Genomic DNA, 23,043 nt, shown 5'->3' on the forward strand with positions numbered 1-23,043 from the left:
CTTTCTTGTTGACGCGGCCGGGGGTGGTTCTTGAAGTGCCCTTCGGGCGGCTCGGCCTCTGGTGGCAGCCGACGGGCGCGCGGTGCGGCTCGTTGGCGACGGCGGGTGCGTCGGTTACAGTTCCCGGTCCGAGGGAGTGTCCGGACGCCTGGTGGGTCCCGCGGCCTTCAAAGCCGTTGAGGTGTCATTAACGTGGCATCTGGTGGGTTCGATTCCCATCCACTCCCGTGTTCACGCCAGGAAAGCTCGGGCACGCTGACCGTCCTTCATGAGCCGTGCGAGGCCAGCTTACTCTACCGCCTCCAGGAGCAGCCCCTTCAATTCTTCGCAATTGGCCGGATCGGCCAGGTCGTAAACCGTCAGGTTATACGAGGTGATGTGCTCGTTGCCCGGTCCGAGGATGACCACGTCGCGGTATTCCACCTGCCATAATGTCCAGACGTCCTGATCGGCGGGCGGTTGGAGCCAGGGGAGCGTTCGCCCTTCGACCATGCCGGCGTTGCCGGATTCGAGGCCGCGCTCGTTGACGCCGAGGATGTTGATGGGGATGGCCGTGTCGATCGCGTCGAGTTCCATCTGCATCTGGTTGAGGAAGCCAAACTGGCTTCGGCAGTACCCTCACGTCGAGTGGCCGAAGTACCACGCGGAGACCTGACCGAGGTAGTCGCGCGGCGAGACGGGCTGCTGCGTGCGCGCGGAGGCCGGGTTGACGTCCGTGAGGGAGAAATCCGGCAGGGCGTCGGGCGCGGGCTGCGGTTCGTCCGGCGTCATCGAATCGTTGTCGTTCTGGTTGGGATCGGTCATCCCGTCGTTGGCATTGGTGTTGTCGTTGGTGTTGAAATTCGAGTTAGTGTTGCTGCCGATATCGGGAGGCAGACTCGGTGTACAAGCTCCCCACAGCGCGATCAGACCGATCGCCGATAACTGCGCACACTTCTGAAGTGGCATGATTTGTCCTCCGGCCCGTGTCGAGCTCCTTCGGGAATCGACTGATCACCCTATGGAGCCGGCGCTCAGCTTACGAAATCGGGACGGGAGATTCAAATCGCAAGGCGGCGCTTGGATTCCGCGCTACTCGATGTAGCCCAGCGCTCGAAGATGCTGCATCACCTTGCGCTCGGTTTCGGCGTCGAGCGTCGTTTCGTCGAGGCGGGCTGCGGAGCGGTCGAGGTTGGGCGACACGGTCCGTGGGTACCCAAAGGCGTGGACGTGGTCCGCGCGGAGGCTGTCGAGGGCGTAGAGGATGACGTTGAGCGGGCGAGGCGTGGGAAGCGTCCTTTTGGAATTGTCATCCATGAGTTGGGGCGAGTTCGATTAGTCGCCGCGACAACCTCTCGTCTCACCAAAACCCGACGAGCTTAGTGACCATCGCGGAGATCGCAGCGATAACGGCAAGCAGCATCATCGCATACAACTTCCATTTCTCACCTCGAAAGTCCCGAATCCGACCAGAGGCGTGGCGTTCAAAATAGATGCACGGCGTTGTTGTCCAGTTCCCCCCGCCTTCGCCCCAGACGACGATTTCGACGCCGATGCGCCGGGGCAATGGAAGGCCGAGTTGGCCGAATTGGATGTGGGCGTCGTACGTCTGACCTTGGAAGTTGACATCGCGATGCAGTTCTGAGCCATCAGCGGCGTGCTGCTCGGCCAGCCGATCCAGGTCATCGTACGGCATGGACTTGTATTCGTCGGCGAGATGCTCGAGGCAGGCGAATACGTCGGGCGGCGGTGGGACCTTCGCTTTCATGGCCAACCTCGCCTCGCTCGACCTGAAGCCAGGAACACATCGCGCCAACCAGCGCCGGCGGCTCGCCAGCTCTAGTCGTCATCCGGGCTCAGGATCGACATGAACGCCTCCTGCGGGATCGAGACGTTGCCCACCATCTTCATGCGTTTCTTGCCTTCCTTCTGTTTCTCCAGCAGCTTGCGCTTGCGGGTGATGTCGCCGCCGTAGCACTTGGCGGTGACGTCCTTGCGGAAGGCGCGGATGGTCTCCCGGGCGATGATTTTCGCCCCGACAGCCGCCTGGAGCGGAATTTCGAACTGGTGGCGGTCGATCTCCTTCTTGAGCCTGGCGATGAGCTTGCGACCGCGGTGCACGGCCTTATCGCGATGGACGATGACCGACAGGGCGTCTACGGGCATGCCGTTGACGAGGATGTCCATGCGGACCATGTCGCCGGCCTCGAAGCCGACGAGTTCGTAGTCGGCCGTGCCGTAGCCCTTCGTGCAGGATTTCAGCTTGTCATAGAAGTCGTAGATGATCTCGCCCAGGGGCATGTCATAGGTCAGCATGACCCGTGTCGTGGACAGGTATTCCGTCTTCACCTGCCGTCCGCGGCGCTCCAGGCTGAGCTGCATGACCGTCCCCACACAGTCGGCTGGGACGATCATTTGCACACGCATGTGCGGCTCGCGGATTTCCTCGACGCGGGTCATCTCGGGCAGATCGGCCGGAGACTCGATTCGAATGACCTCGCCATCCGTCATGAGGATTTCGTAGGTGACGGTGGGGGCGGTCTGGACTACGGCCACGTCGCTCTCGCGTTCCAACCGCTCCTGGATGATCTTCATGTGCAGCAGGCCGAGGAAACCGCAGCGGAAACCGATGCCCAGGGCGTCCGAGCCGACGGTCTGGTAGGTGAACGAGCTGTCGCTCAGCCAGAGCTTCTCCATCGCTTCGCGAAGCTGCTCGGTGGTGCTGCCAACGCCGGGGTAGAAATCGCAGAAGACCATCTGCTGCGGCGGCTGGTAGCCGGGCAGGGCGTGATCGGTGGGGCGGGACACGTGGGTCAGTGTGTCGCCGATGTTCACGTCGGCGAGCGTCTTGATCCCCGCGACCATGTAGCCGACCTCTCCGGCGCTGAGCGAGTCCACGGCTTTGGCCTTCGGGGCGAACTTGCCGACTTCTGTGACGATGTACTCCCGCTCGACCCCCATCAGCCGGACGTGATCGCCACGCTTGAACGTGCCGTCGAAAATACGCATGTGACAGATGACCCCGCGATGGACGTCGGGTTTGGCATCGTAGATGAGGGCCCGAAGGGGGGCCTTGCGGTCACCCCTGGGTGGGGGGATGCGGTGGATGACCGCCTGGAGGAGTTCATCAATGCCCTGCCCGGTCTTGGCGCTCGTGAAAATGGCCTGTGAGGCGTCAAGGCCGAGCACCTGCTCGACCTCGAGGGCGACATCCTCCGGGGAGGCGCCCGGCAGGTCGATCTTGTTGATGACCACGACGATTTCGAGGTCGGCTTCGAGGGCCAGGTAGGCGTTGGCCACGGTCTGGGCCTGCACGCCCTGGGTGGCGTCGACGAGCACGAGCACGCCCTCGCAGGCGGCCAGCGCCCGGGAGACCTCGTAGTGGAAGTCGACGTGGCCCGGCGTGTCCAGCAGGTTGAGCATGTAGGCCTTGCCGCCGTGCTTGTACTCGACGGTGGCACGGTTGGCCTTGATGGTAATGCCCATTTCCCGCTCGAGATCCATGTCGTCGAGGAACTGGGCGCGCATCTCCCGCTTGGTGACCGCACCGGTGTGTTCGAGGATGCGGTCGGCCAGGGTGCTCTTCCCGTGGTCGATGTGGGCCACGATGCTGAAATTGCGAATCAGAGAACGATCGATCATGGAAAATGCCGGAGAAACCCGCCCGGTTACACCCACGGCGGGGCCCTGCGAGTGAACGTCCCACCCGGCTTCGCGGAGCCTCGCCGCGGAAGGGTGGCGCAGTCCGACCGGTATTATAGTTGAAAGGGTGGTGGAACGAAAACGGTATGTGTCGGCTCCGGGCGTTCTTGCGTGCGCGTTGCAGTTGGACGCTCGCTACGGTTTGGAGGGAACGTCGTGCACGACCCAGCGGTCTTCGAGAGCAGCCCCGGCCGTGGTTCCTTTGCCTCGGACCCACCAGACGGGTCCTTGCTGCCAGGGAACGGGCTGGCGCCCGAAGGGACCGGTGTCGATGATCAGGTCCGGGTCGACGTGAAACGCAATGAATTCGCCGCCGTCCCGACCGAAACAACTATCGATGTCGATTCCCTTCCAGGTAATCGCCCCGGTAAGTTCCACCGGGACCCAGCCGATTCCCCGGGCGAAGAATTCCATGGTCACGTGCCATTGGCCGTAGCTACCGTCTTGCGACTTGGCCCACCGGCCCCAGAGCGTTCGTGAGGGAACGCCGTTCGCTCGGAGCACGGCCGTCAGGAGCAGGGAAAAGCCTCCGCAGTCGGTCTTGCCAGACTGGCAGACTTCAGACGGGCGGCGGTGCGGGGGATCCGGTTGATACCGGCCATCGCGGGCCAAGGTGCGGAAAGCACGGTAGGCAAAGGCCAAATCCCGCTCGTCCTTCCTGGCTCTCAGTCCGGCGCGATCCAGCCACGACAGGAAAGCGGGGACGTCCCAATCTGTCGTGGGCGTAGACCGGAGGAATAACTTGCGTGTTTCCTCATCAAGATCGGATACAGGCGCGAGTGGTCGGCCCCGGACGAGCTGTCGCTTGAAAAGCGTAGCGGTGTACGAGTGCGTTACATGAAGTGCAGGTTCACCACTCTCCGGTTGAGGGACTCGTACGAGTAGAACGCGTCGGTGCAGGTCACTGAGTTCTTCGATGGGCTGCTCGGTCAGCTCTTTGCCGTATGCAGCCACATTCAGGTCGATGTTACGCTGGATAGGCAATTCAGGAGGAATGGTAGCTTCAATGATCCACTCGGCCGGTTGCAGGTTCGGCGTGCGAATCGCCGTGGACAGCCTGGCTTCGATACGCCGGACCCGGGTCAGCGAGATTCGGTAATCGCCCGAGGGATCGAACCCGGCTTGTGCGCGGCCTTGCGTCGCCAAGGGGCAAAGGAAAACGATCCACTTCGTGCACGCCCGGATTGTGAAATGGCGTTTCATGACGTGACTTCGCCTTCTGCTGGCGTGGGCTTGCGGGTTCCGGCTCCGATTTTGCGATCTATACATGCAGTGGCGATCCGGTCAACCACCGCCAACGATTGCCAAACAGCCTCGATCCGTGTGCAATGGGCCCGTTCGGCGGACCGGGAGCGTGCCGTGACCTCGGAATCGAAACCGTACACATTCGATCGCGTTGTCCGTTTGGTCATTTCCGGGCTGGTTCTGGCCGGACTGTTCTTTCTGTTGCGCTACTTATCCGACGTACTGATTCCCTTTGCACTGGCGGTGATCCTGGCATACCTGCTCAATCCGGTGGTGAACCTCTTCGAACGCCGGGCGGGGCGGGGATTGTCGGTGGCGTTGACGCTGGCCATTGTGGCCGTGGCGGTCTGCACGGTGCTGGCGGTCGTGGTGCCCCTGGGGTTGCAGCAATTCTCGCGATTCCAGCGGGACCTGGTCAAACTCCGGGACGACTTCGCGGCGTCACTCCCCGCCGCCGCGTCGGCAGCGACGGTCTCGGGGGAGGAATCCGTGCCCGGCGGTCAACGCGGACCGGCTGGCGAAGGCGTGGATCAAACCCAAGCCAAAACGACGCTGGGTTGGAAAGAGCTGCTCACCGGCTGGCACGAATACCGGGCATCGGCGGGGGAGAAGCCGCGGCCGGAACGACTCGCCGAATTGCAGAAAGCGATCAGCGGAACCGTCATCGGACATGCTTTGGAGGCGGGCATCCGATACACCGGTTCGGCGGAGTTCAGCCAACTCGTCTTGGAGATGGCCCGGCGGGTTGTTTCCGGCGGGATAACGGTGCTGAACTTCGGCGTGGAGATCCTCCTGGCGGCGACCGGGATCGTCATCGTGCTCATCTACCTGGTCTTCCTCCTGTTGGATTACCCCGGATATGCCCGGGACTGGGAGGCGTTTCTGCCGCCGGGCTATCGCGATTCGATCGTGGAGTTCACCGGGGAATTTCGCGACGTAATGGGCAAGTACTTCCGCGGTCAGGCGGTTGTGGCGGCCACGGTGGGTGTGCTGTTCGCCGTGGGGTTTTCGATTATCGGGCTTCCCATGGCCGTATTGTTTGGACTCTTCGTGGGGCTGCTGAACATGGTCCCATACCTGCAAACGGTGGCCATTGTTCCCGGACTGATCCTGGCCGTCCTGCGTTCCATCGAGCATGAATCGAGCTTCCTGGTCTCCGTTCTCCTCCTGTTGGCCGTTTTCGCGGTGGTCCAGATGCTTCAGGATGCCGTGCTCACACCGCGCATCCTGGGCAAGACGACGGGCCTGCGCCCGGTGGCAATCCTGCTGGGCCTGTTTGTCTGGGGGAAGCTGCTGGGATTCCTGGGGCTGCTGCTGGCGATTCCGTTCACCTGCCTGTTCATCGCCTATTATCGGCGGATCGTGCTGAGGCAAAGCGGTCCGCTGAGCGGGGGTGCCAGAGGCAGCCCTGCACATGCCTGAAATGGCCCTTCGCCCGGTATGGGCGGGGAAACGCGTGACTTGAGTGTTCCGTCTCGCCGGGCGGGCGACAATACGTTTTCACCTTGTCTCATGTTTTTTTTGCCCTGCCGATCGGCATATCGTACCTCATACTTGGCACATGCCATCTTGTTCGTCGGCGTTCCTGAGGAGGGTGCTTGCGCGATCTCCACGCGCGGGCGGCGTCGACCTGAACCCGGCGCGTGTCACTGGTCATTTCAACAGGGGAGAAAGAAGCCATGGAGAGAGTCTATCAAAAAGTAGTCAGGCGTTATGCATGCAGGGGGTTACTGGCGGCCTTGGTTCTGGCGACCTTGACCGTCGGTCCGGTTCCAACCCAGGCGACCGCTCCCGATCCGGTCGTGCGGGTCGAGGAGGACTGGGAGCTGGTGCTCAACGAGCCGGACGGTTCGTTGACCACGCCGCAGTTCCATACGGTCATGTCGCCGGTCGGCGATCTGGATTCCGTCTACACGCAGGTCACGTGGAATTATCGGGAGCTTCCCGAGTTCGACGCGGGCGGCGTGGAAATGCAGATCTGGGAAGGCGACGACTACGTGTACGAGCGCAGCTTCGCCTCGGTCAGCCTCAGCACGGAGGCCGAGACGATCCGCTGGACGCAGAATCTCGAACTCGACGGCGGTGAGCTCGTCTTCACGATCACAGACGGCACGTCCACTACGTGGGGTTCCTTCGGTTATCCGTCGCACAACATGCAGGTGCGCTACGCGGAATCTCTGCCGAACCTTAACGGCTATCGAACCAGCGTTTCGCAGGCCAACTCCGTCGTGACGTTCGGTGGAAATCGCGTGGACCGGCTCGTCCTGAAGGAAGTTCGGCGAATCACGCAGAGCGGTGCTGTCCTGGTCGTTCATGTCGATTCCGTTGTGTTTGAAAACGGCGGCGACTAGGTCGCATGAGTTCGGTGGCGCGCGGGGTCGGAAATGCAAAGGCTCCGCGTCGTCCTCATTCCGGGAGGGTTGGCGCGATGTTCAGCGGAAATGGTCGTCCGCAGGATTATCGTCGGCGCGGTGCGGCCGGCGTCTTTGTTGCGGTCTGCATGGTTACGCTGCTTGCATTTGCGGCGTTTACAGTGGACATCGGTCTGTTGTACCGGGGGCGGGCGGAAGCACAGAATGCCGCCGACGCCGCGGCGATTGCGGGCGCGCTCCAGCTCCTGGATCGCGACAAGCTGGCGGGTGCGCCGCACATGACCGAGGAGATCGCGCATGCCGAGACCGAGGCGGCGAGCTTTGCGGCGCGCAATCACGTTGTGAATGTCAGCCCGCTGTTGGGGGAATCGGACGTCCGCGTCGGATACCTTTTCAATCCGCTGAATCTCAACGAGGCCATTTCCTTCGGCGATCCCAGCCAGTTCAATTCCGTTGAAGTTCGCGTGCGCCGCGATTCGTCGGTCAATGGCCCCATCAGCCTGTTCTTCGCCCCGGTCCTCGGGCGACTCACGGGCGACGTCACTGCGACGGCCACGGCCACGTTCAAGGACGGCGTCGTCGGTTGGCGCGTCGATCCCACGACGGGGAATGCCGGGCTCCTTCCGCTGGCGCTTCGCGTGGAGGTCTGGCTGGACCTGCTCAACGGAACATTCAATACGGGCGACAACTTCTCCCATGACGCCGAAGCGGAAACGGTCGCGGCCGGGGGCGATGGCATCTTCGAGCTAAACCTCTACCCGGGAAGCGGCGGCACCCAACTTCCGCCCGGAAACTTCGGCACGGTGGACATCGGTTCCCCGAACAACAGCACGTCCGATTTGTCGCGGCAGATCCGCACCGGCGCGAACGAGGCGGACCTGGCCTGGTTCGGCGGGGAGTTCAAACTGGGCCCGGACGGATACGTCATGGTCAACGGCGATACCGGGCTCAGCGCCGGCATCAAAGACGACCTGTCCTCGATCATCGGCCAGCCCCGGGCGATCCCGCTGTTCGACCAGGTCAGCGGCAACGGCAACAACTCTCAGTTCCGGGTGGTGGGCTTTGCGGGAATCGTCATCCTCGATGTCAAGCTCACCGGACCCATGAGCAAAAAGCAGGTGGTCATCCAGCCTGCGTTCGTAGTGGACGATGCCGCAATCACCGCCCCGGGCTCCGGTTCGAGTTATTTCGTGTATCAGCCGGTGACCCTGGTGCGCTAGGAAGGGGAAGCGCGTACGACGTTGTGCGGGTCTTAGACTTCCTTGAAATGCTCGAACGATTGCCGGCATTCTTGGCAGTAGTGGATCGAGCGGCAGAGCGTCGGGCCGAAGAGTGACTCCATCTCCGTCTCGACCGATCCGCAGTGCGGACACGGGACGGCCTCGAGCGCCGACGCCTGCGGGCCGCCGCAGGACTTGGCAGAGGGCGGGGCCAGACCGAAGTCTTTCAGCTTCTGCCGCCCCTCCTCGGTGATCCGGTCCGACGTCCACGGAGGATCGAACACCACGCAAACCGTGACATCGGATTCGCCCGCGTCCCGAACCGCCCGGCGGATTTCGGTGCGGATCAAATCGATCGCCGGGCACCCCGCAAACGTCGGCGTAAGATCGACGACGATGCCGGCGTCGGATTCGCGCACGTCGGCGATCATCCCCATCTCGACTACGTTGATGACGGGAATCTCGGGGTCGGCGACCGTCTCCAGGGCCTGCCACGCGCGGATGACACGCGGAGAATTTCCTGTCCCGGTTGTCGGCGATGATGTCCTGCCTGCTTCGCCCATGATCCTACCAATTGGCTGAAGGGTCGATCTGGTAAACCATTTGCATGCTTTCGAGCAATTCGGCCAGCGCTTCCGGGTGGCGTCCCACGCGCCCACCGTAAACGGGACGGGCGTTCTCGTTGACGCGCAGCCCGGCTTTCTTGAGTACCGGGGCGACGGCCGACGCCCACTGGCTGCACAACTCGCGCTCCCGCGGGCAGATGCCCGCCTGTGCCAGGGGTTCGTCACTTTCGGTGGGCTCGAACATGCCCAGGGCGTGGGGATAGGCGAAGTCGAGGGCCTTCTGCATCCGCTGTCGTCCGTCCTCCGTTGATTCGCCCAGTTTGACCACCCATGCACGATCGTGCATCAGGTGGTATTTTTTTTCCGAGCGGAGCTTCCGAGCCAGTTGCGCCAGGGGGGCATAAGCACTTTCTGACAGCGCCGCCAGTCGAACGGACTCGGCCGCATCGAAGAGAAACTTGCGGACCGTGCAGAATGCCCAATCCCGCTTATTCGGCAGACAAACCAGACCACAGCACTTGAAATCCCGCGCCCGGCGGTTGAACGCCAGTGTATCCGGTTCGGGCTCGCCCAGCTCGTGGAGCAACTGGTAGTACATGAGGGCGTGCCCCATCTCGTCCTGCGCCATCGACGAAAACGCGATGTCCTCTTCCAGAATGGGCGCGAGCCCGGTCCACTCCGAATCGCGATGACCGATGATGAGGGCATCGTCGGCCAGGCGGTAGAGAAGATCGATCACCGCCGAGCGATTCATGCCGGTCAGCGAAGCGCTCGTTTCAAATAACTTTGCCACTTTGAACTCCATGCGATTCGATGCGGCCTCGAGGCCAAGTATCACGCGGTTCTTTTCTTATCTCTTCGTCGCTGCGTGGCCTCGTGGCTACGTCGCTTCTTCCCGTTGACTGTTGCCCGTTGCCTGTTGCCGGATCGCATCTCCACTTGCCTGGTCTTCTCCTTCGTGCCTCCGCGCCTTCGTGCCTTCGTGCCTGCTTATGGTCTTCGGTGTCTTGTATCCCCACGATTCGCGATAGCTCTTGTCCGTCACGTGCTCGAACATGTCGGCGTCCTCGTAGTTGCTGGCGTAAATCGCCTCGGCCGGAACAACCCAGAGGTTCACACACGCTTGCCGTCGGGCGTACTGCTCCTTGGCAACGACCAGTGCCATCTCCGCATCGGGGGCGTGAACCGAGCCGACGTGAATGTGCGGCTCGCCCCGCACCTGCTGGTGGAAGACTTCAAATACGGGCCATTGAGAATCAGTCATAGCTTGCAAATCCAGTTTGTGCCCACACGACTCCAGGAGTCCCCTTTCTCGAGTTTCGAACGTTGCCAGATGTCATGGCTTGGCGCAATGCAGGCCGAGACGGTTGCTCCGGTAGTCCAACGTAATCGGGTCGAATTTCTCAAGTAAGTTGTTGCCAAAGAAACCTACTGCATCGGGACGGGCGAAGTAACCCTGACGAGGTTGAACAATGGCAAATGGTTTCTCGATCCGCAAAGAGTCAAGTTCCAGTGCCGCCAGAGGCACGACCTGTAGTCGTAACTCGCCGCCCACGCCGGACGCAGTAAGGGTTCCCTTCGGATGAAGCCCGGGATCGACCCCCTGAATCTCCTTCCAGTTGCCCTCCGTAATGTTGATGTACACGTCATCCGTGGCAAAGAGGCTGGCTCCGGTGTCCATACGCAGGGCCGACTTGACCTTGCCGTGCAGCGTCACATTTAGTTTCGGGATGCCTTCGCCGCAATCCATCGGTACCCATGTATCACACCGAGGTGGTTCATCGAGGAGTGCAATTCTCTGCCGGCGAAAGTCGATGGTCGCAGCGAAGTGCTTCAGGAAATCGTACCCGACGATCATTCCCAGCCGCGTTCCGCCCGGCGTTGCGCCATGGTGGATGTCCCTCCTCGTGATCTCCAATGGTCCGACTCGAGCACCGAGGATCTCGAGCGACTCCAGACCAACCAATACCGCGGGAACTGACCCGGCTGTACCGACTACCTCGGTATTTCGAATCGCCTCGAGTCCGAGCTTCTCAGCCAACTCTGTGTCGATCGCCGACACATTCGCACCGGTATCGAGCAGGCAAAGTGCACCGTTACTGCCGTTTGCTTGGCCCCTCACGAAAACAAGGCCATTATTGTAGTCGAAGGTTCCAGAGCCGACGGCGTCGGATCCCGTTGTGAATGATACTCCAAGTGAGACAAACGTCAGAGCGAGCGTTGTCATCATACGACACCTCTCCTTTTTCCCCGCTCGCCCTGTGTTTCGCCGAGGGAAGCCCCATCGGCTTTCCCGCCGCCTTGGCCTGATAGGACATTATCCAAATCGCCTTGAATTCAACTCGGCATCGGTACCGCCCGTTTTGCCGCCGCGGCCGCCAGCGCCTCGCGCACCCATTGCCCGTCCTCATGGGCCATGCGGCGAACCGCGATCCGCTCGTGCGTCACGGGTCCGCCGCCGTTCACCACGCGCTTGAACTCGCTCCAGTCCGGCTCGGTGTAGAGCCAGCTCGCCGTTGCTTCGTCGTAGCGCAGGTTCGGGTCGGGAACGGTCAGCCCCAGGTCGAAGATCTTGGGCACGAACTGCCGCAGAAACTGCTGACGCTGCTCGTCGTTGGTCTTGAGTTTGATCTTCCAGCGGACCAGCAGCGTCGTGTGCTTCGATTCCTTGTCCGAAGGCCCGTGGAACATCATGATCGGCGCCCACCAGCGATTCAACGCGTCCTGCAACATCGCCTTCTGCTTCGCCGTTCCGCCCGCCAGCACAACGCACATCTCGTAGCCGTGCTTCATGTGGAAGGCCTCTTCGTAGCAGATCCGCTTCAGCGCCCGGGCATAAGGCCCGTACGAGCCCTCGGCCATCATCGTCTGGTTGATGATCGCCGCAGCATCGATCAGCCAGGCGATCACGGCGACGTCCGCCCACGTCTCCGCCGGATAGTGGAATACGTTGGAGAACTTTGACTTCCCAGAGATCAGCTCCTCGACCATCTGCTCGCGCGAAGGTCCAAGCGTCTCGGCCGCGCGGTAGAGGAGCTGCGCGTGGCCAACCTCGTCCTGCACTTTTGCGCAAAGGGCGAGCTTTCGCTTGAACGTCGGCGCGTGCGGAATCCACTTTCCCTCGGGCAGCGCTCCGCAGATTTCGCTGTTGGCGTGGACGTGGATCAAACGGATAAGTTGGTCGCGATAGGCCTCCGGCATCCAATCCTTCGGCTCGATCTTCTCCCCGCGATTGATCCGCGCCTCGAACTCGGCCAGGCGGCGGTCGTTCTCCAATCCGAGCTCGCCGGCCTTTGCAGTTTCCATCACCATCGGCAAGACTCCCGTTTGTCAACTCGACATGCGCATTCGGCCTTTTCTTCCTTGTAGCCCGTTGCCCGTTGCCCATTGCCTGCTCACTACGTCTGCCCCCGCCGCAACCCGTTGAAGATCATTTCCGTCAGCGTCCGGGCGATCTCTTCCGGCGACATCGGACCCTCGGGCCGATACCACTGGTACACCCAATTGATGGACGAGAGGATGAGCAGTGTGGCGAACTTCTCGTCCACCGCGGCGAACGTGCCCTCGTGGATGCAATCGCGCACGAGGCCCCGCACGATTTCCTCATACGCGTCGCGCCTCTCGGCGAAGGCGCGGCGCCGATCCGGGCTCAGGTGCCGCCATTCGGTCGAGTAGACCGCCGCGGCCGACAGGTTCCCCGTCACGACCTTCACGTGCGCCACCATGACCTTCCGCAGCTTCTCCAGGGGGACGAGCGGCGACTTCACGATGGGGTCAACCGCCTTGAAGAAGCGATCGGCCGCGCTGTTCAGCGTTTCCCAAAGCAAGTCGTCCTTACTCTCGATGTGGGCGTAGAGACTGCCGGGCTGGAGATTCAGCGTTTCGGCGATGTCGCGGACACTTGTGGCCTGGAACCCGTGTTCGGCGAAAAGGCGCTCGGCTGCCGCCAGAACCTCTTCCCTGCGCTGGATCGTCGCCTCGGACATGGATCTTTCGCCCCATGGTCATTATCGGACGCGCCAAAACAAACGAGCGCTTGTTTGAGTATAACGACAGGCTCTTGGTTCGTCAAAGCCGGTTGGGCGGCCGATGGACTCCGACGGTCCGCCTGAGCCGCGGAGGCTATCGGAGCCGCGCGAAGGGAGTCCGGACCGGCCAAGTTCCCGCGTCCGGATCGCTCGTATCGTCCCCCGCAAGCTCGCCCCGCTTCAGACCGGAGTGCCATGTTATTGGCACTCGCGATGGCAGCCGACGTGCGATGTCGATCGGGCGGAACGAGTTGGATGTTGGGAGCCCGAAAGGGGCGTGCCGATCCTCCCGCGCCCCAGGACGCGCCTTCGTCCGATATTATCGGCGAATTCTGAACGCGGTTCGGACTCGAGGCGGACGCCGCGCCGCGCTCGCCGAATCCACCAAAAAGCTTGGATTGCGCCTGCGCATTCAGTACAATGCCGTTTTCGTTCGGACTGATGACTGGTGCCCGTGCGCGACGGCGACGCCAGTGCCGCGCGGTGGCATGCGACGGGATTCTAATAACCTGCGAGAACGGGATCATGCTTTTAGCAGCTCCGCCCCCCAAGCCGGCCAATGTACCGGCCCCGTTGGTCAAGCGTTTTCTTGATTACATCTTCCTGGAGTGCGGGCTGTCGGGTGAAACCGTCACGGCATACAAGCGCGACCTCAGGGAATTCTGGAACGATCTCGTCGATCATGACGTCGAACCGTCCGAAATCACGATCGAGGACGTACAACGTCACCTGATGCGCCTTCATGAGCGAGGCCTGTCTCTCGCCTCCGTCTCCCGCCATTTTGCTGCCATCAAGGTCTTTCTCCGCTACCTTCACGCCGAGCGCATTCTGCGCCGCGACGTTGCGTCCCTCATGGAATCGCCGCGCCGCTGGCGGAACATTCCCGATGCGCTCGGATACGACCAGATCGACGCGCTGCTTTCCGCGCCCCGCCTGGCCGACGAATTCTATTACCGCGATCGCGCGTTATTGGAACTTCTCTACGCCACGGGTATGCGCGTCAGCGAACTGGCCGCGCTGCGTATCGAGGAAATCAATCTCAAGCTGGGCTACGTGCGCTGTTTTGGGAAGGGCCGCAAGGAGCGGATCGTTCCCATGGGGCAGGCGGCCATTGAAGCCGTCACGGACTATCTGGAAGTCCTTCGCCCCCGCCTGACGAACGACCGACCCACCTCCGCACTTTTCCTTTCCCGCACCGGCCGACCCCTCGATCGAACCAATGTCTGGCGTGTCGTTCGCAAGTACGCCCGCGCCGCAGGACTCACGCAGGGCCGCGTCTCCCCCCACATCCTCCGCCATTCCTTTGCCACGCATCTGCTGGCAGGCGGAGCCGATCTTCGCATCGTGCAGGAGCTTCTCGGCCACGCCAGCGTCACGACGACGCAGGTCTACACGCACGTCGATGAGTCCCAGCTCAAGAACGTCCACCGCATGTACCACCCCCGGCAATAGCAGCAACATTCGATTCCAGCAGACTTCCACAATGCCAGGCGAACAAGCCCCTGTGGGGACGGCATGTTCCGTGGTCGCGTCGAAGAAATTAGCCCGCAAACCGGTGGCCGATGCAGGAGATGCACTCGGCGCGGGCACCCTCGTTGTAACCCGGCAGCGTATGCGGCGTAGCGAAATGGTTGCAGACACTGACGGTCGCTTCCGGCGCAATCTCCCTGACAATGGCCGCAAGTTCCTCAAACGACGTCAGCATGTAGGGTAGCGGCGGCTGGAACTTGTCGACGGTCTTGTCGCGATGCGGCATGTGCCATTGGGTGACCTGGGCGTCCTTGGCGAAATAGTGCAGTTCAATGGCGCCCTGGTGCTCGGGGAGCAATTGGACAAAGTTGCTGATGGCATCGCGCGTCAGACGGGCAAAGTCGAAATAGAAGTGCTTCACGCCGGCCGCCGCGAATCGCGAGATGGTCTCCTTCAGATAGCTGCGATCGTCGATGGGCAGCACCGGGCAGCAGCTCGCCGTAACAAAGATGTTCTCCCGGACGCACCACTCGGCGAATGCCAGTCGCGCGTCGATCGAATCGGCACCGGGCTCGAACAAGCCTCGCCACGCCTCGTCGGGAAATGTCGCGCTGATAATGACCTGGTTGATATCCCGCGCATTCGTCAGGGGTGCACGAATATCCGCCGGCGGCAAACCCGCCTTGGTCACCAGGAAGTACCGAGCGCCGTGTTCGCGGAGGATCCGCAGAATTTCCAGCGTGATGCCGCTTTCCACGAGCGCCGGCTGGAGGCACTCGGTCTTGGCCGAGAAGTAGAAGTAATGGCGGCCGACGTCGGCGGCGTGCTCGTGCAGCCAGCGATCCAGGTACGCCGGGTAGTCGTCGTAGACGATGACGTCCCCGAAGTATTCCTTTTCGAGCGCGTAGATTCCGCAATAGGCGCAGCGAAACTGACAGCCGAACGCCGGGTTGATCTCCAGCATCCCCCGCGGACACGTGGGACTGTTGCTGTGCTGGACAATCTCCGCCAGGCGGTCAATTCCCGATCGATGAACAACGCGAAGCGCTTCCGACACGATGGCCCCTTTGCTCTGCTGCCTGCCTCTTCAACAGGATCGGCCATCCTATCGAATCGGGCCCCTCGATCCAAATCAACGATGCACCGTGCCGCCGGCTTGCGCGCGTGAAACGCGTGTATCGCTCACACCGGCGCAATGCCGATACAACTCGCTCATGAATCGAGACAATTTTCGACGGGTGGACGCCCGCCTTTTCGCCACCATGGGAGGCGTGCTTGCGTGCGATGTGCGGTGTAGCATGTTGAGAGTTTGTGTTCGCCCGGCGGACGCCGAGGATTCAATCATTCGCGCGTGGACCGATTAACGAAACTCGGGGTATCACGCTTGAGCCGCGTTCAGTTCAGCAATCGCACCGACCTCGACGACGCTCGCCTCCGCGGGCTTTGCATGGATGCCCTCGCCGGATGGGCCGTGGGACACGTGGACATCCGCATCCGCTACAGCCGTGGGGCGGATTTCTCCGGCAAGTGCTACTACCTCGACCATCGCATCCTCGTAAACCTCGGCCGGCACCTGAAGTATCCCTATCGCCTGCGCACGCACATCGCCAAGGCGCGGACCGTCGGCCGGTCCTGGTTCCGCCCGCTCTACTCCGTCGAGCTGATGGACGGCTACGAGGTCATACTCTTCGTCTTCCTCCACGAGCTGTATCACCTGCTGGTCAAGCGCGCCCGACGCAATCCGCGGCAGAAGGAAGGCATGTGCGACCGCTTCGCCGTGCGCTACCTCGCCGATCGCTTCGGCGCCGCCGTCCGCAACGAGAAGGGCGAGCCGATCCCCCGCGAGGCGTGGGACGTGCAGGACGTGGAAGGCTTCGTCGCCGCCGCCCGCGACCGCCGGGTGAAACGCACCGCTGCCCGCAGGCCGGTGAGCGGTAACTTGGTGACCGGCGGAGGAGATCCCCCGGCAGAGAAACAAGGGTGGTTGTTTCGATAAACTCGCAGGGAGTGTCGTTCGCAATTCGTCATTCCGGCGAACGCCGGAATCCAAGGCCGTAGGGTCCGCCCTGCGGACCATCTTGTTGGGCGCGTCCTCCGACGCACCTCTTGGCGAGCCGCGGGCTTTGGTCCGCGCGAACGTTCCTTGATTTCCGATGCTCCTTCCCATACACCGTACCGCCAATACCAGGGAGTCCCACCCCGTGCCTGATCGCTCATTGCTGGAAACCTTCGCCAACCCCCGCCCGGGGAGGGACTACCTCGTCGAGCATCACGTGCACGAGTTCACCAGCCTGTGTCCCAAGACCGGCCAGCCCGACTTCGCCACCATGACGCTCAGCTACGTGCCCGACGCCCTCTGCGTGGAGCTCAAGTCCCTCAAGCTCTACCTCCAGGGCTATCGCAACACGGGCATCTTCTACGAGGACGTGACCAACGCGATTCTGGACCACCTCGCGGAGTGCTGCGCGCCGAAGTGGATGCGCCTGCGGACCACGTGGACGGTGCGCGGCGGCATCCACAGCGTGATCACCGTCGAGCACGGCAAGCGGCCTAAAGACTTGACCATCCTCGACTAACGGCCGCCCCGGAAAATATCGGGCACTCAGCTTGACTTCCTAACAAATACCGAATATAATGGAAGTGTTCACGCGGGTCGTGCATCATCCCGGCGAATGCCGGAATCCAGTGCCCGCACGTGGACGGTCCGCCCGGATCCCGACCCGCGCCGGAGAAACGTTTCGCCACCCGGCGTGCGTCCTTGCGCCGCCCGTACGGCCGTCTCTTGTCCAACGCTCATAGTCCACTACCTTCTTCTGTTATCTGTTTCCTGTTTCCTGTTTCCTGTTGCCTATTGCCTATTGCCTCCTTCTGTTGCCTGGCTCATGAACCTCCGCCGTGTGGACAATCCCCCGAATCCCTACGTATCCGCTCATTCCGAGTGGCTCGAGCCGCCCCCGGCCGCGCGCGTCGAGGTATTCGAGGAGCCCGGCGGGTCCATCCTCTCCTGCAACGACAGCCCCGACCTGCCTTACCGCTGGTCGGTCAATCCCTATCGCGGATGCCAGCACGCCTGCGCCTACTGCTACGCCCGCCGCACGCACGAATACCTCGGCTGGGGCGCGGGCACGGACTTCGACACGAAGCTCATCGTCAAACCCAACGCGGCTGAGTTGCTCCGAAAGGCGTTCTCGAAGCGGTCGTGGAAGGGCGAGTCGGTGCACTTCTCCGGGGTGACGGACTGCTATCAGCCCATCGAAGCGTCCTACGGCCTGACCCGCGCCTGCCTGGAAGTGTGTCTGGAATTCCGCAACCCGGCCTATGTGATCACCAAGGGCTTTCTCGTCGTGCGCGATGCGGAATTGCTGGCGGAGTTGAATCGCGTCGCCGTGGCGAGAGCGGCGGTAAGCATTCCCTTCGCCGACGCGGATTCGTGCAAGCTGATCGAGCCGCAGGCGCCGCCGCCGGATCGCCGGTTCGAGATCGTGCGGCGCCTGCGCGAAGCGGGCGTTCCCGTGGGCGTGGTGGTGGCCCCGATCATCCCCGGCCTGTCGGACAGCGAGATCCCCGAGATTCTCCGTCGCTCGAAGCAGGCTGGAGCGGAGTGGGCCAGCTTTACCGCCCTTCGTCTGCCGGGCAGCGTTGCGGATGTTTTCATCCGGCGATTGCACGAAGTCATGCCCCTCCGCGCCGAGCGAATACTCAATCGCCTCCGAGATATTCGCGGCGGAAAGCTCAACAACACGCGCTTCGGTGAGCGCATGCGCGGCGACGGCCCCTATTGGGACAGCATCACCCAGCTCTTTCAGATCGAGCGCGAACGCAACGGGCTTGGGAAGGGCTACGTCGGCGGCGAAATGTGCGAGGATTCCCTCGAGGAGGATACGCTTGCGCCAAAGCCCGCGCCATGCGATGGACAGTTGCGCCTCGAGTTCGGATAATTCCGACCGATTCCCATGCTCGAGGAGCTTCGTCCCGTCAATCTCCTGAGCGCCTATGCCTGCGGCATCTTTCCCATGGCCGACGAGGAAGGCGTCGTACGCTGGGTTCGCCCGCGTCGTCGCGCGGTCATTCCGATCGATGATTTCCGCGCGACGCGTTCGCTGCGCGCCAAGGTCCGACAGGGCATATTTGAGGTTGCCGTGGACAATTCCTTCGGCGAAGTCATGCGGGCCTGCGCGGACCGCCCCGAAGGAACCTGGATTTCCGAGGAGATTATCAACGCCTATGAAGAACTTCATCGACTTGGCTTCGCCCATAGCGTGGAGTGCCGGCAACGCCAGGAACTTGTGGGCGGACTCTACGGCGTTACGCTGGGCGGGGCGTTCTTCGGCGAGTCGATGTTCCACCGCGTCACCGACGCCTCGAAGGTCGCCCTGTTTCACCTGGTCGAACGACTTCGGGCGCGTGGCTTCGTCCTGCTCGATGTGCAGTTCATGACCGAACATCTCCGCCAGTTCGGAACGAAGGAGATTGCCGGCCGCGAATACGAGCGGCGCCTGGGCGCGGCGCTCGAATTGAAGCGGTCGTTCGTCGACGACATGCAGGATTCATCCTTGGAGCAATCGCGCGACGATGAGGAATAGACGATGACCCAGGCCGCACCCATCGTCGGTAATGAGACCTTCCTGCGCAACCTCCGCGCCCTGTGGCAGGTCGATCCGCGACTGGCCATGGAGGTCGACGCCGTTGATGACGAAGAGCGATTCCCGCTGGAGGCGGCGCGATCCGGATCGTGGACCCTGTCCCTGGCGGCGGGGGACGGGCAGCGTGTGTATCTCCACAGCCGGTACGATCCGGTTGGCGAAGCTGAGCGATTCGCGACATCCATCTCCCTCGAAAAGAAATACGTGTTCGTCGTTTGCGGCTTGGGCCTGGGCTATCACATTTGCGCCTTGTGGCGTCGGCTGGGCAAGGAGGCCGTCGTGGTCTGCGCGGAGCCGTCCATGCGGATGATCGCCACGGCATTGGCCTGCACGGACTTGTCCGAGTTGATCGGCAGCGGGCGGCTGATCTTCCTGACGTCGGACGACAAATCCCGCCTTCACGAGCGATTGGAGCGGTTCAACGCCCTGATGATGCTGGGCGCGCAATTCGTGAACCACGCACCGTCCATTCGACTGGCGCCCGACGATCACCGGGCGATCACGCAGCAGCTTACGGAGTTCGTCACGTTCACACGGATGACGCTGGCTACGTTGATGGGCAATGCGCGCATCACGTGCAAGAACATCGCCATGAACCTTGCTGCGTACGTCTCGACGCCTCCGATTGACCTTCTCCGCGATCGTTTCGCGGGGAACCCCGCGGTCGTGATCGCCGCGGGACCGTCCCTGCGCAAGAACATCGACAAGCTCGCGGGGCTCAAGGGGCGAGCCGTGCTCATTGCCGTGCAGACGACCCTTCGCCCCCTCCTGGAAAGGGGGATCATCCCGGACTTCGCCACGAGCCTCGATTTTCACGAGATGTCCCGAAAGTTCTTTGAGGGACTGGACGGGTTGGAAGGCGTCCACCTCGTGGCCGAGCCCAAGGCCACGTGGCATGTCATCGACGACTACCCCGGACCGGTTTCCCTGCTGGACAACGCCTGGGCACGGCTGGTGCTCGGTGACGCCCTCGGGGCACGCGACGGACTGCGGGCCGGTGCGACCGTGGCTCACCTGGCGTTCTACCTGGCCGCGTATTTGGGCTGCGATCCGATCGTGTTCGTCGGACAGGACCTGGCCTATACGGGCCACGTGTTCTACATCCCCGGCGTGGAAATCCACCATGCGTGGCGCAGCGAGTTCAACCGCTTTCAGACCCTCGAACAGAAGGAGTGGGAGCGCATCGTGCGCAACCGGCCCATTCTCCGCCGCGTGCGCGGCCAGGAAGGCGGCGAGCTTTACACGGACGAGCTGTTGTTCACCTACCTGGAGCAATTCGAGAAGGATGTGGCCCGGACGCCGCGCCGCGTGATCAACGCCACGGAAGGTGGAGCGATGATCCGCGGAACATCGGCCATGCGTCTTGACGAGGTGGCCGCCCGGTTCTGCCGCGAGCCCATCGACGAAGATCGATTTGCCTACCGCGAGGAGGCGAACTGGTTCGATGGCACGCGCCTGCCCGAGGCGGCTGGCGAAGTCGACGAGCGCGTTGCCGAGCTCGACGACGTGGTCACCGTTTGTGACGAGCTTCTGGTACTGCTGGACGAACTGGAGGGTCTTACGAGCGACCCGCTGCGGTTCAATCGTCGCCTTGTGCGGATCGACGAGCTGCGCAGCCGCATCCATCACCAGAGTCGAGGCTATCGCATCGTTAATGCCGCTACCCAGGCCGCGGAGTTCCGCCGGTATGCCGCGGACCGGCAACTCGGCGCCGTGGAATCGACCGGCGTCGAACGGGCCCGGCAGCAGATCGCGCGCGACCGGGAGTTCATCCGCGCCGTGCGCGAGGGAGCGATTGACGTTCGCGGCGTGCTCAAGGACGCGGCATCGCGCGTGCGGGAGAGGATGAACCACCCATGCGCGTGATCGCCGTGGTACAGGCCGATCTGGAGCAGTCTCCGCTGGGCACGCGAAGCCGGCTTGGAGAGCCGCTGGGTGGCATTCCCGTGTTGCGCCGAACCGTGCATCGCCTCCGGCGCTGCCAGTGCATTGAGAAAGTCGTGGTGATCGCACCCCCGGCACAGTTGGACGCGACGCGCGCGTTGGTGGCGGGATCGAGTGTCACGGTTCAGGTGAATGAAGCGCCGCCGCCGTCGTGGCTGCATCTGGTGCGTGTCGGGCGCAAGTGGTCGCTTGACGGCTGGCGCGGCGGAATCGGCGGAACAACCTCGTTCGATGAACATGCCGATCCGCGGGCACTGGCCGCCGTGCTGATCGATCATCCGGCCGATGCGCTGCTCAGTGTCAATGCGGCGTCGGCCGTTCTCGCCCCGGAACTGACCGACCGGATGATTCGGCAGATGGGCGAAGCCGAAGGCACGCTTGACGTCGTCTTCACGCAGGCGCCGCCGGGATTGGCCGGTGTCGTTCTGCGAGCGTCCCTGGTCCACGAGCTCGCGGAAAAGAACGTGCCTCTCGGCTGGGTATTTGCCTACCAGCCGGCTGCCCCGCAGAAGGACGTGCTATTCCTGCCGTGTCTGTGCGAAGTTCCCGCGGACCTTCGTTACGCGACGGGTCGCTGCGCGGCCGATACCGATCGCTCGTTCGAAAGGTTGATTCGCCTGCTCGACGCACACGCCGAGCCGGATGCTTCCACCGTGGCACGGTTTCTCCTGAAGGAAGAGGCCGAGCGGGTCGAGACCCTCCCGCTGGAAGTGGAGATCGAGCTGACCACGGAAGATCCCTATCCCGAGGCGCTGCTGCATCCGCGCGGCGCGCGAGTCCCGCGTCGCGGCCCGATCGATCCGTCATGGGTAGGACGCCTGGTGGACGAGCTCGTGGCACATGACGACGCGCTTGTCGTGCTTGGCGGATTCGGCGACCCCCTGCGCCATCCGCACCTTGGCGATGTCCTGGAGGCCTGTCGTGCTCCACGCGACGGTCGGACGCTCTTCGGTCTGGCCGTTCGTACGACGGGCGTCGACCTTTCGGATGAGGCCATCAGCGTGTTGATGCAGGGCGAGGTGGATGTGCTCAATGTCGTTCTCGATGCCTGGTCACCGGAGCTCTACGGTCGGCTCTGGTCGCCTGGCAACCCGTCGTACGCGAGCCTGCCGGCCGTGCGCGATCGACTCGAACGCCTGCAGGCGGCGGCGTTCGAACGCGGCTCGCCCCGGCCGGTGATTGTCCCCGAATTCACCAAGGCAAGGGAGAACGCCCACGAGTTGGACACGTTCTTCGACGGTTGGATAAGACGATTCGGGGCGGTCGTGGTTCGCGGATACAGTGATCGGGCCGGACAGCTCGACGATCGCCGCGTCGCGGACATGACCCCGCCCCAGCGGACCTCTTGCCGAAGACTGGCGAGGCGATGCGTGGTGCTGGCAGATGGCCGTGTGGTTCCCTGTGATGAGGATTTCCTTGGAGAAATGTCGATGGGGTCGATCGGAGCGGCGGACTTGCGCTCGATATGGCAAGGTGGGCACTATGGTACATTACGCAATGCTCATGGCTCGACGGGGAAACTGAATGACCGATGTTCAGTATGCCGCGAATGGCACAGGCCGTAATCGCTGAGGCATACGGAGGAATAGAATCAGAAATGAAAAAAAAGTGGCGACGGCACAAGCGCGGTCGGGGATTGACTGTTGCGCCTGCACCGTCACCAATTGGTATGGTAACAGGGATGTCCATCAATGGCAAACTTCTACTCTAGAAGACATTGTGGCGTTGTGCAGCGCACCGATCAATAGGGGTATTCACGCAAGACACGTCCCGTCATACAATTCCATTTGACGCGCGCCGCGTGATTCGGTTGTGCTGCGATCGGACACGTCCGGCGTTTCTTGACGGCCAGGTCCCATGCAGTGGGCGGGCCG

Annotated in this window: 23 protein-coding genes and 1 tRNA gene; 11 read left to right on the forward strand and 13 right to left on the reverse strand. The window is 62.5% G+C overall.

The window, feature by feature from the left end:
* The first annotated feature begins 132 nt into the window (after positions 1-132).
* Positions 133-228: transfer RNA gene (locus J5J06_19370), tRNA-Sec, on the forward strand.
* A gap of 60 nt (positions 229-288) precedes the next feature.
* On the opposite strand, the gene J5J06_19375 is transcribed toward J5J06_19370, so the two are convergent.
* The 6 genes from J5J06_19375 to J5J06_19400 all read right to left on the reverse strand — a co-directional run bounded on the left by J5J06_19375 (position 289) and on the right by J5J06_19400 (position 4,884).
* Entirely contained in the window at positions 289-576 is a 288-nt protein-coding gene (locus J5J06_19375; GenBank protein MCO6439258.1) for a hypothetical protein, read from the reverse strand.
* A 42-nt stretch (positions 577-618) separates the two neighbouring features.
* Positions 619-948, reverse strand: coding sequence for a hypothetical protein (locus J5J06_19380; GenBank protein ID MCO6439259.1), 330 nt, complete (start codon positions 946-948; stop codon positions 619-621).
* Between the two features lie 123 nt (positions 949-1,071).
* Positions 1,072-1,296 carry a hypothetical protein gene (locus tag J5J06_19385; protein ID MCO6439260.1) on the reverse strand — a complete coding sequence of 75 codons (225 nt, stop codon included), beginning with the start codon at positions 1,294-1,296 and terminating at the stop codon, positions 1,072-1,074.
* Between the two features lie 43 nt (positions 1,297-1,339).
* The gene (locus tag J5J06_19390) at positions 1,340-1,747 is read right to left on the reverse strand and encodes a hypothetical protein (GenBank protein ID MCO6439261.1); all 408 of its coding nucleotides are present in this window, start codon (positions 1,745-1,747) and stop codon (positions 1,340-1,342) included.
* Between the two features lie 71 nt (positions 1,748-1,818).
* A complete protein-coding gene (gene lepA, locus J5J06_19395) occupies positions 1,819-3,621 on the reverse strand; it encodes an elongation factor 4 (GenBank protein MCO6439262.1) in 1,803 nt (600 codons plus the stop codon).
* A gap of 195 nt (positions 3,622-3,816) precedes the next feature.
* A complete protein-coding gene (locus J5J06_19400) occupies positions 3,817-4,884 on the reverse strand; it encodes a transglutaminase domain-containing protein (GenBank protein ID MCO6439263.1) in 1,068 nt (355 codons plus the stop codon).
* A gap of 156 nt (positions 4,885-5,040) precedes the next feature.
* On the opposite strand from J5J06_19400, the gene J5J06_19405 reads away from it, so the two are divergent.
* From J5J06_19405 to J5J06_19415, 3 genes are all read left to right on the forward strand, one after another.
* On the forward strand, positions 5,041-6,348 hold the full coding sequence (locus J5J06_19405) for an AI-2E family transporter (GenBank protein ID MCO6439264.1): 1,308 nt from the start codon (positions 5,041-5,043) through the stop codon (positions 6,346-6,348).
* A 257-nt stretch (positions 6,349-6,605) separates the two neighbouring features.
* Positions 6,606-7,277: a hypothetical protein gene (locus J5J06_19410; GenBank protein MCO6439265.1), complete on the forward strand. Its 672-nt coding sequence runs from the start codon at positions 6,606-6,608 to the stop codon at positions 7,275-7,277.
* A 77-nt stretch (positions 7,278-7,354) separates the two neighbouring features.
* Positions 7,355-8,518 (forward strand): hypothetical protein, encoded by a 1,164-nt coding sequence (locus J5J06_19415; protein ID MCO6439266.1) that lies wholly within the window; start codon positions 7,355-7,357, stop codon positions 8,516-8,518.
* A gap of 32 nt (positions 8,519-8,550) precedes the next feature.
* On the opposite strand, the gene paaJ is transcribed toward J5J06_19415, so the two are convergent.
* The 6 genes from paaJ to J5J06_19445 form a co-directional block, all read right to left on the reverse strand.
* Entirely contained in the window at positions 8,551-9,081 is a 531-nt protein-coding gene (gene paaJ, locus J5J06_19420) for a phenylacetate-CoA oxygenase subunit PaaJ (GenBank protein ID MCO6439267.1), read from the reverse strand.
* 4 nt (positions 9,082-9,085) lie between these two features.
* Complete coding sequence (paaC, locus tag J5J06_19425) at positions 9,086-9,838, reverse strand: phenylacetate-CoA oxygenase subunit PaaC (protein MCO6439268.1); 753 nt, start codon at positions 9,836-9,838, stop codon at positions 9,086-9,088.
* Positions 9,839-9,964: 126 nt separating this feature from the next.
* On the reverse strand, positions 9,965-10,348 hold the full coding sequence (gene paaB / locus J5J06_19430; GenBank protein ID MCO6439269.1) for a 1,2-phenylacetyl-CoA epoxidase subunit B: 384 nt from the start codon (positions 10,346-10,348) through the stop codon (positions 9,965-9,967).
* 72 nt (positions 10,349-10,420) lie between these two features.
* The gene (locus J5J06_19435; protein ID MCO6439270.1) at positions 10,421-11,314 is read right to left on the reverse strand and encodes a retropepsin-like domain-containing protein; all 894 of its coding nucleotides are present in this window, start codon (positions 11,312-11,314) and stop codon (positions 10,421-10,423) included.
* Between the two features lie 107 nt (positions 11,315-11,421).
* Positions 11,422-12,390, reverse strand: a complete 969-nt coding sequence (gene paaA, locus J5J06_19440; protein MCO6439271.1) for a 1,2-phenylacetyl-CoA epoxidase subunit A — start codon at positions 12,388-12,390, stop codon at positions 11,422-11,424.
* A gap of 92 nt (positions 12,391-12,482) precedes the next feature.
* Positions 12,483-13,070, reverse strand: a complete 588-nt coding sequence (locus tag J5J06_19445) for a TetR family transcriptional regulator (GenBank protein ID MCO6439272.1) — start codon at positions 13,068-13,070, stop codon at positions 12,483-12,485.
* Between the two features lie 567 nt (positions 13,071-13,637).
* Between J5J06_19445 and xerD the strand changes: the two genes are divergently transcribed.
* Positions 13,638-14,564, forward strand: a complete 927-nt coding sequence (xerD, locus tag J5J06_19450) for a site-specific tyrosine recombinase XerD (protein MCO6439273.1) — start codon at positions 13,638-13,640, stop codon at positions 14,562-14,564.
* Positions 14,565-14,652: 88 nt separating this feature from the next.
* Here the strand turns inward: xerD and J5J06_19455 are convergent, their stop codons facing one another.
* On the reverse strand, positions 14,653-15,639 hold the full coding sequence (locus J5J06_19455; protein MCO6439274.1) for a radical SAM protein: 987 nt from the start codon (positions 15,637-15,639) through the stop codon (positions 14,653-14,655).
* A gap of 327 nt (positions 15,640-15,966) precedes the next feature.
* Between J5J06_19455 and J5J06_19460 the strand changes: the two genes are divergently transcribed.
* From J5J06_19460 to J5J06_19485, 6 genes are all read left to right on the forward strand, one after another.
* The gene (locus J5J06_19460; protein MCO6439275.1) at positions 15,967-16,578 is read left to right on the forward strand and encodes a hypothetical protein; all 612 of its coding nucleotides are present in this window, start codon (positions 15,967-15,969) and stop codon (positions 16,576-16,578) included.
* A gap of 157 nt (positions 16,579-16,735) precedes the next feature.
* Complete coding sequence (gene queF, locus J5J06_19465) at positions 16,736-17,158, forward strand: NADPH-dependent 7-cyano-7-deazaguanine reductase QueF (GenBank protein ID MCO6439276.1); 423 nt, start codon at positions 16,736-16,738, stop codon at positions 17,156-17,158.
* A 306-nt stretch (positions 17,159-17,464) separates the two neighbouring features.
* The gene (locus J5J06_19470) at positions 17,465-18,520 is read left to right on the forward strand and encodes a radical SAM protein (GenBank protein ID MCO6439277.1); all 1,056 of its coding nucleotides are present in this window, start codon (positions 17,465-17,467) and stop codon (positions 18,518-18,520) included.
* A gap of 15 nt (positions 18,521-18,535) precedes the next feature.
* Positions 18,536-19,165 (forward strand): leucyl/phenylalanyl-tRNA--protein transferase, encoded by a 630-nt coding sequence (locus tag J5J06_19475; GenBank protein ID MCO6439278.1) that lies wholly within the window; start codon positions 18,536-18,538, stop codon positions 19,163-19,165.
* Between the two features lie 3 nt (positions 19,166-19,168).
* The gene (locus J5J06_19480) at positions 19,169-21,091 is read left to right on the forward strand and encodes a motility associated factor glycosyltransferase family protein (protein MCO6439279.1); all 1,923 of its coding nucleotides are present in this window, start codon (positions 19,169-19,171) and stop codon (positions 21,089-21,091) included.
* On the forward strand, positions 21,082-22,734 hold the full coding sequence (locus tag J5J06_19485; GenBank protein MCO6439280.1) for an SPASM domain-containing protein: 1,653 nt from the start codon (positions 21,082-21,084) through the stop codon (positions 22,732-22,734). The genes J5J06_19480 and J5J06_19485 overlap by 10 nt, the downstream gene beginning before the upstream one ends.
* Positions 22,735-23,043 lie beyond the last annotated feature (309 nt).

Source organism: Phycisphaerae bacterium, from assembly GCA_024102815.1.
Lineage (GTDB): Bacteria > Planctomycetota > Phycisphaerae > UBA1845 > UBA1845 > JAGFJJ01.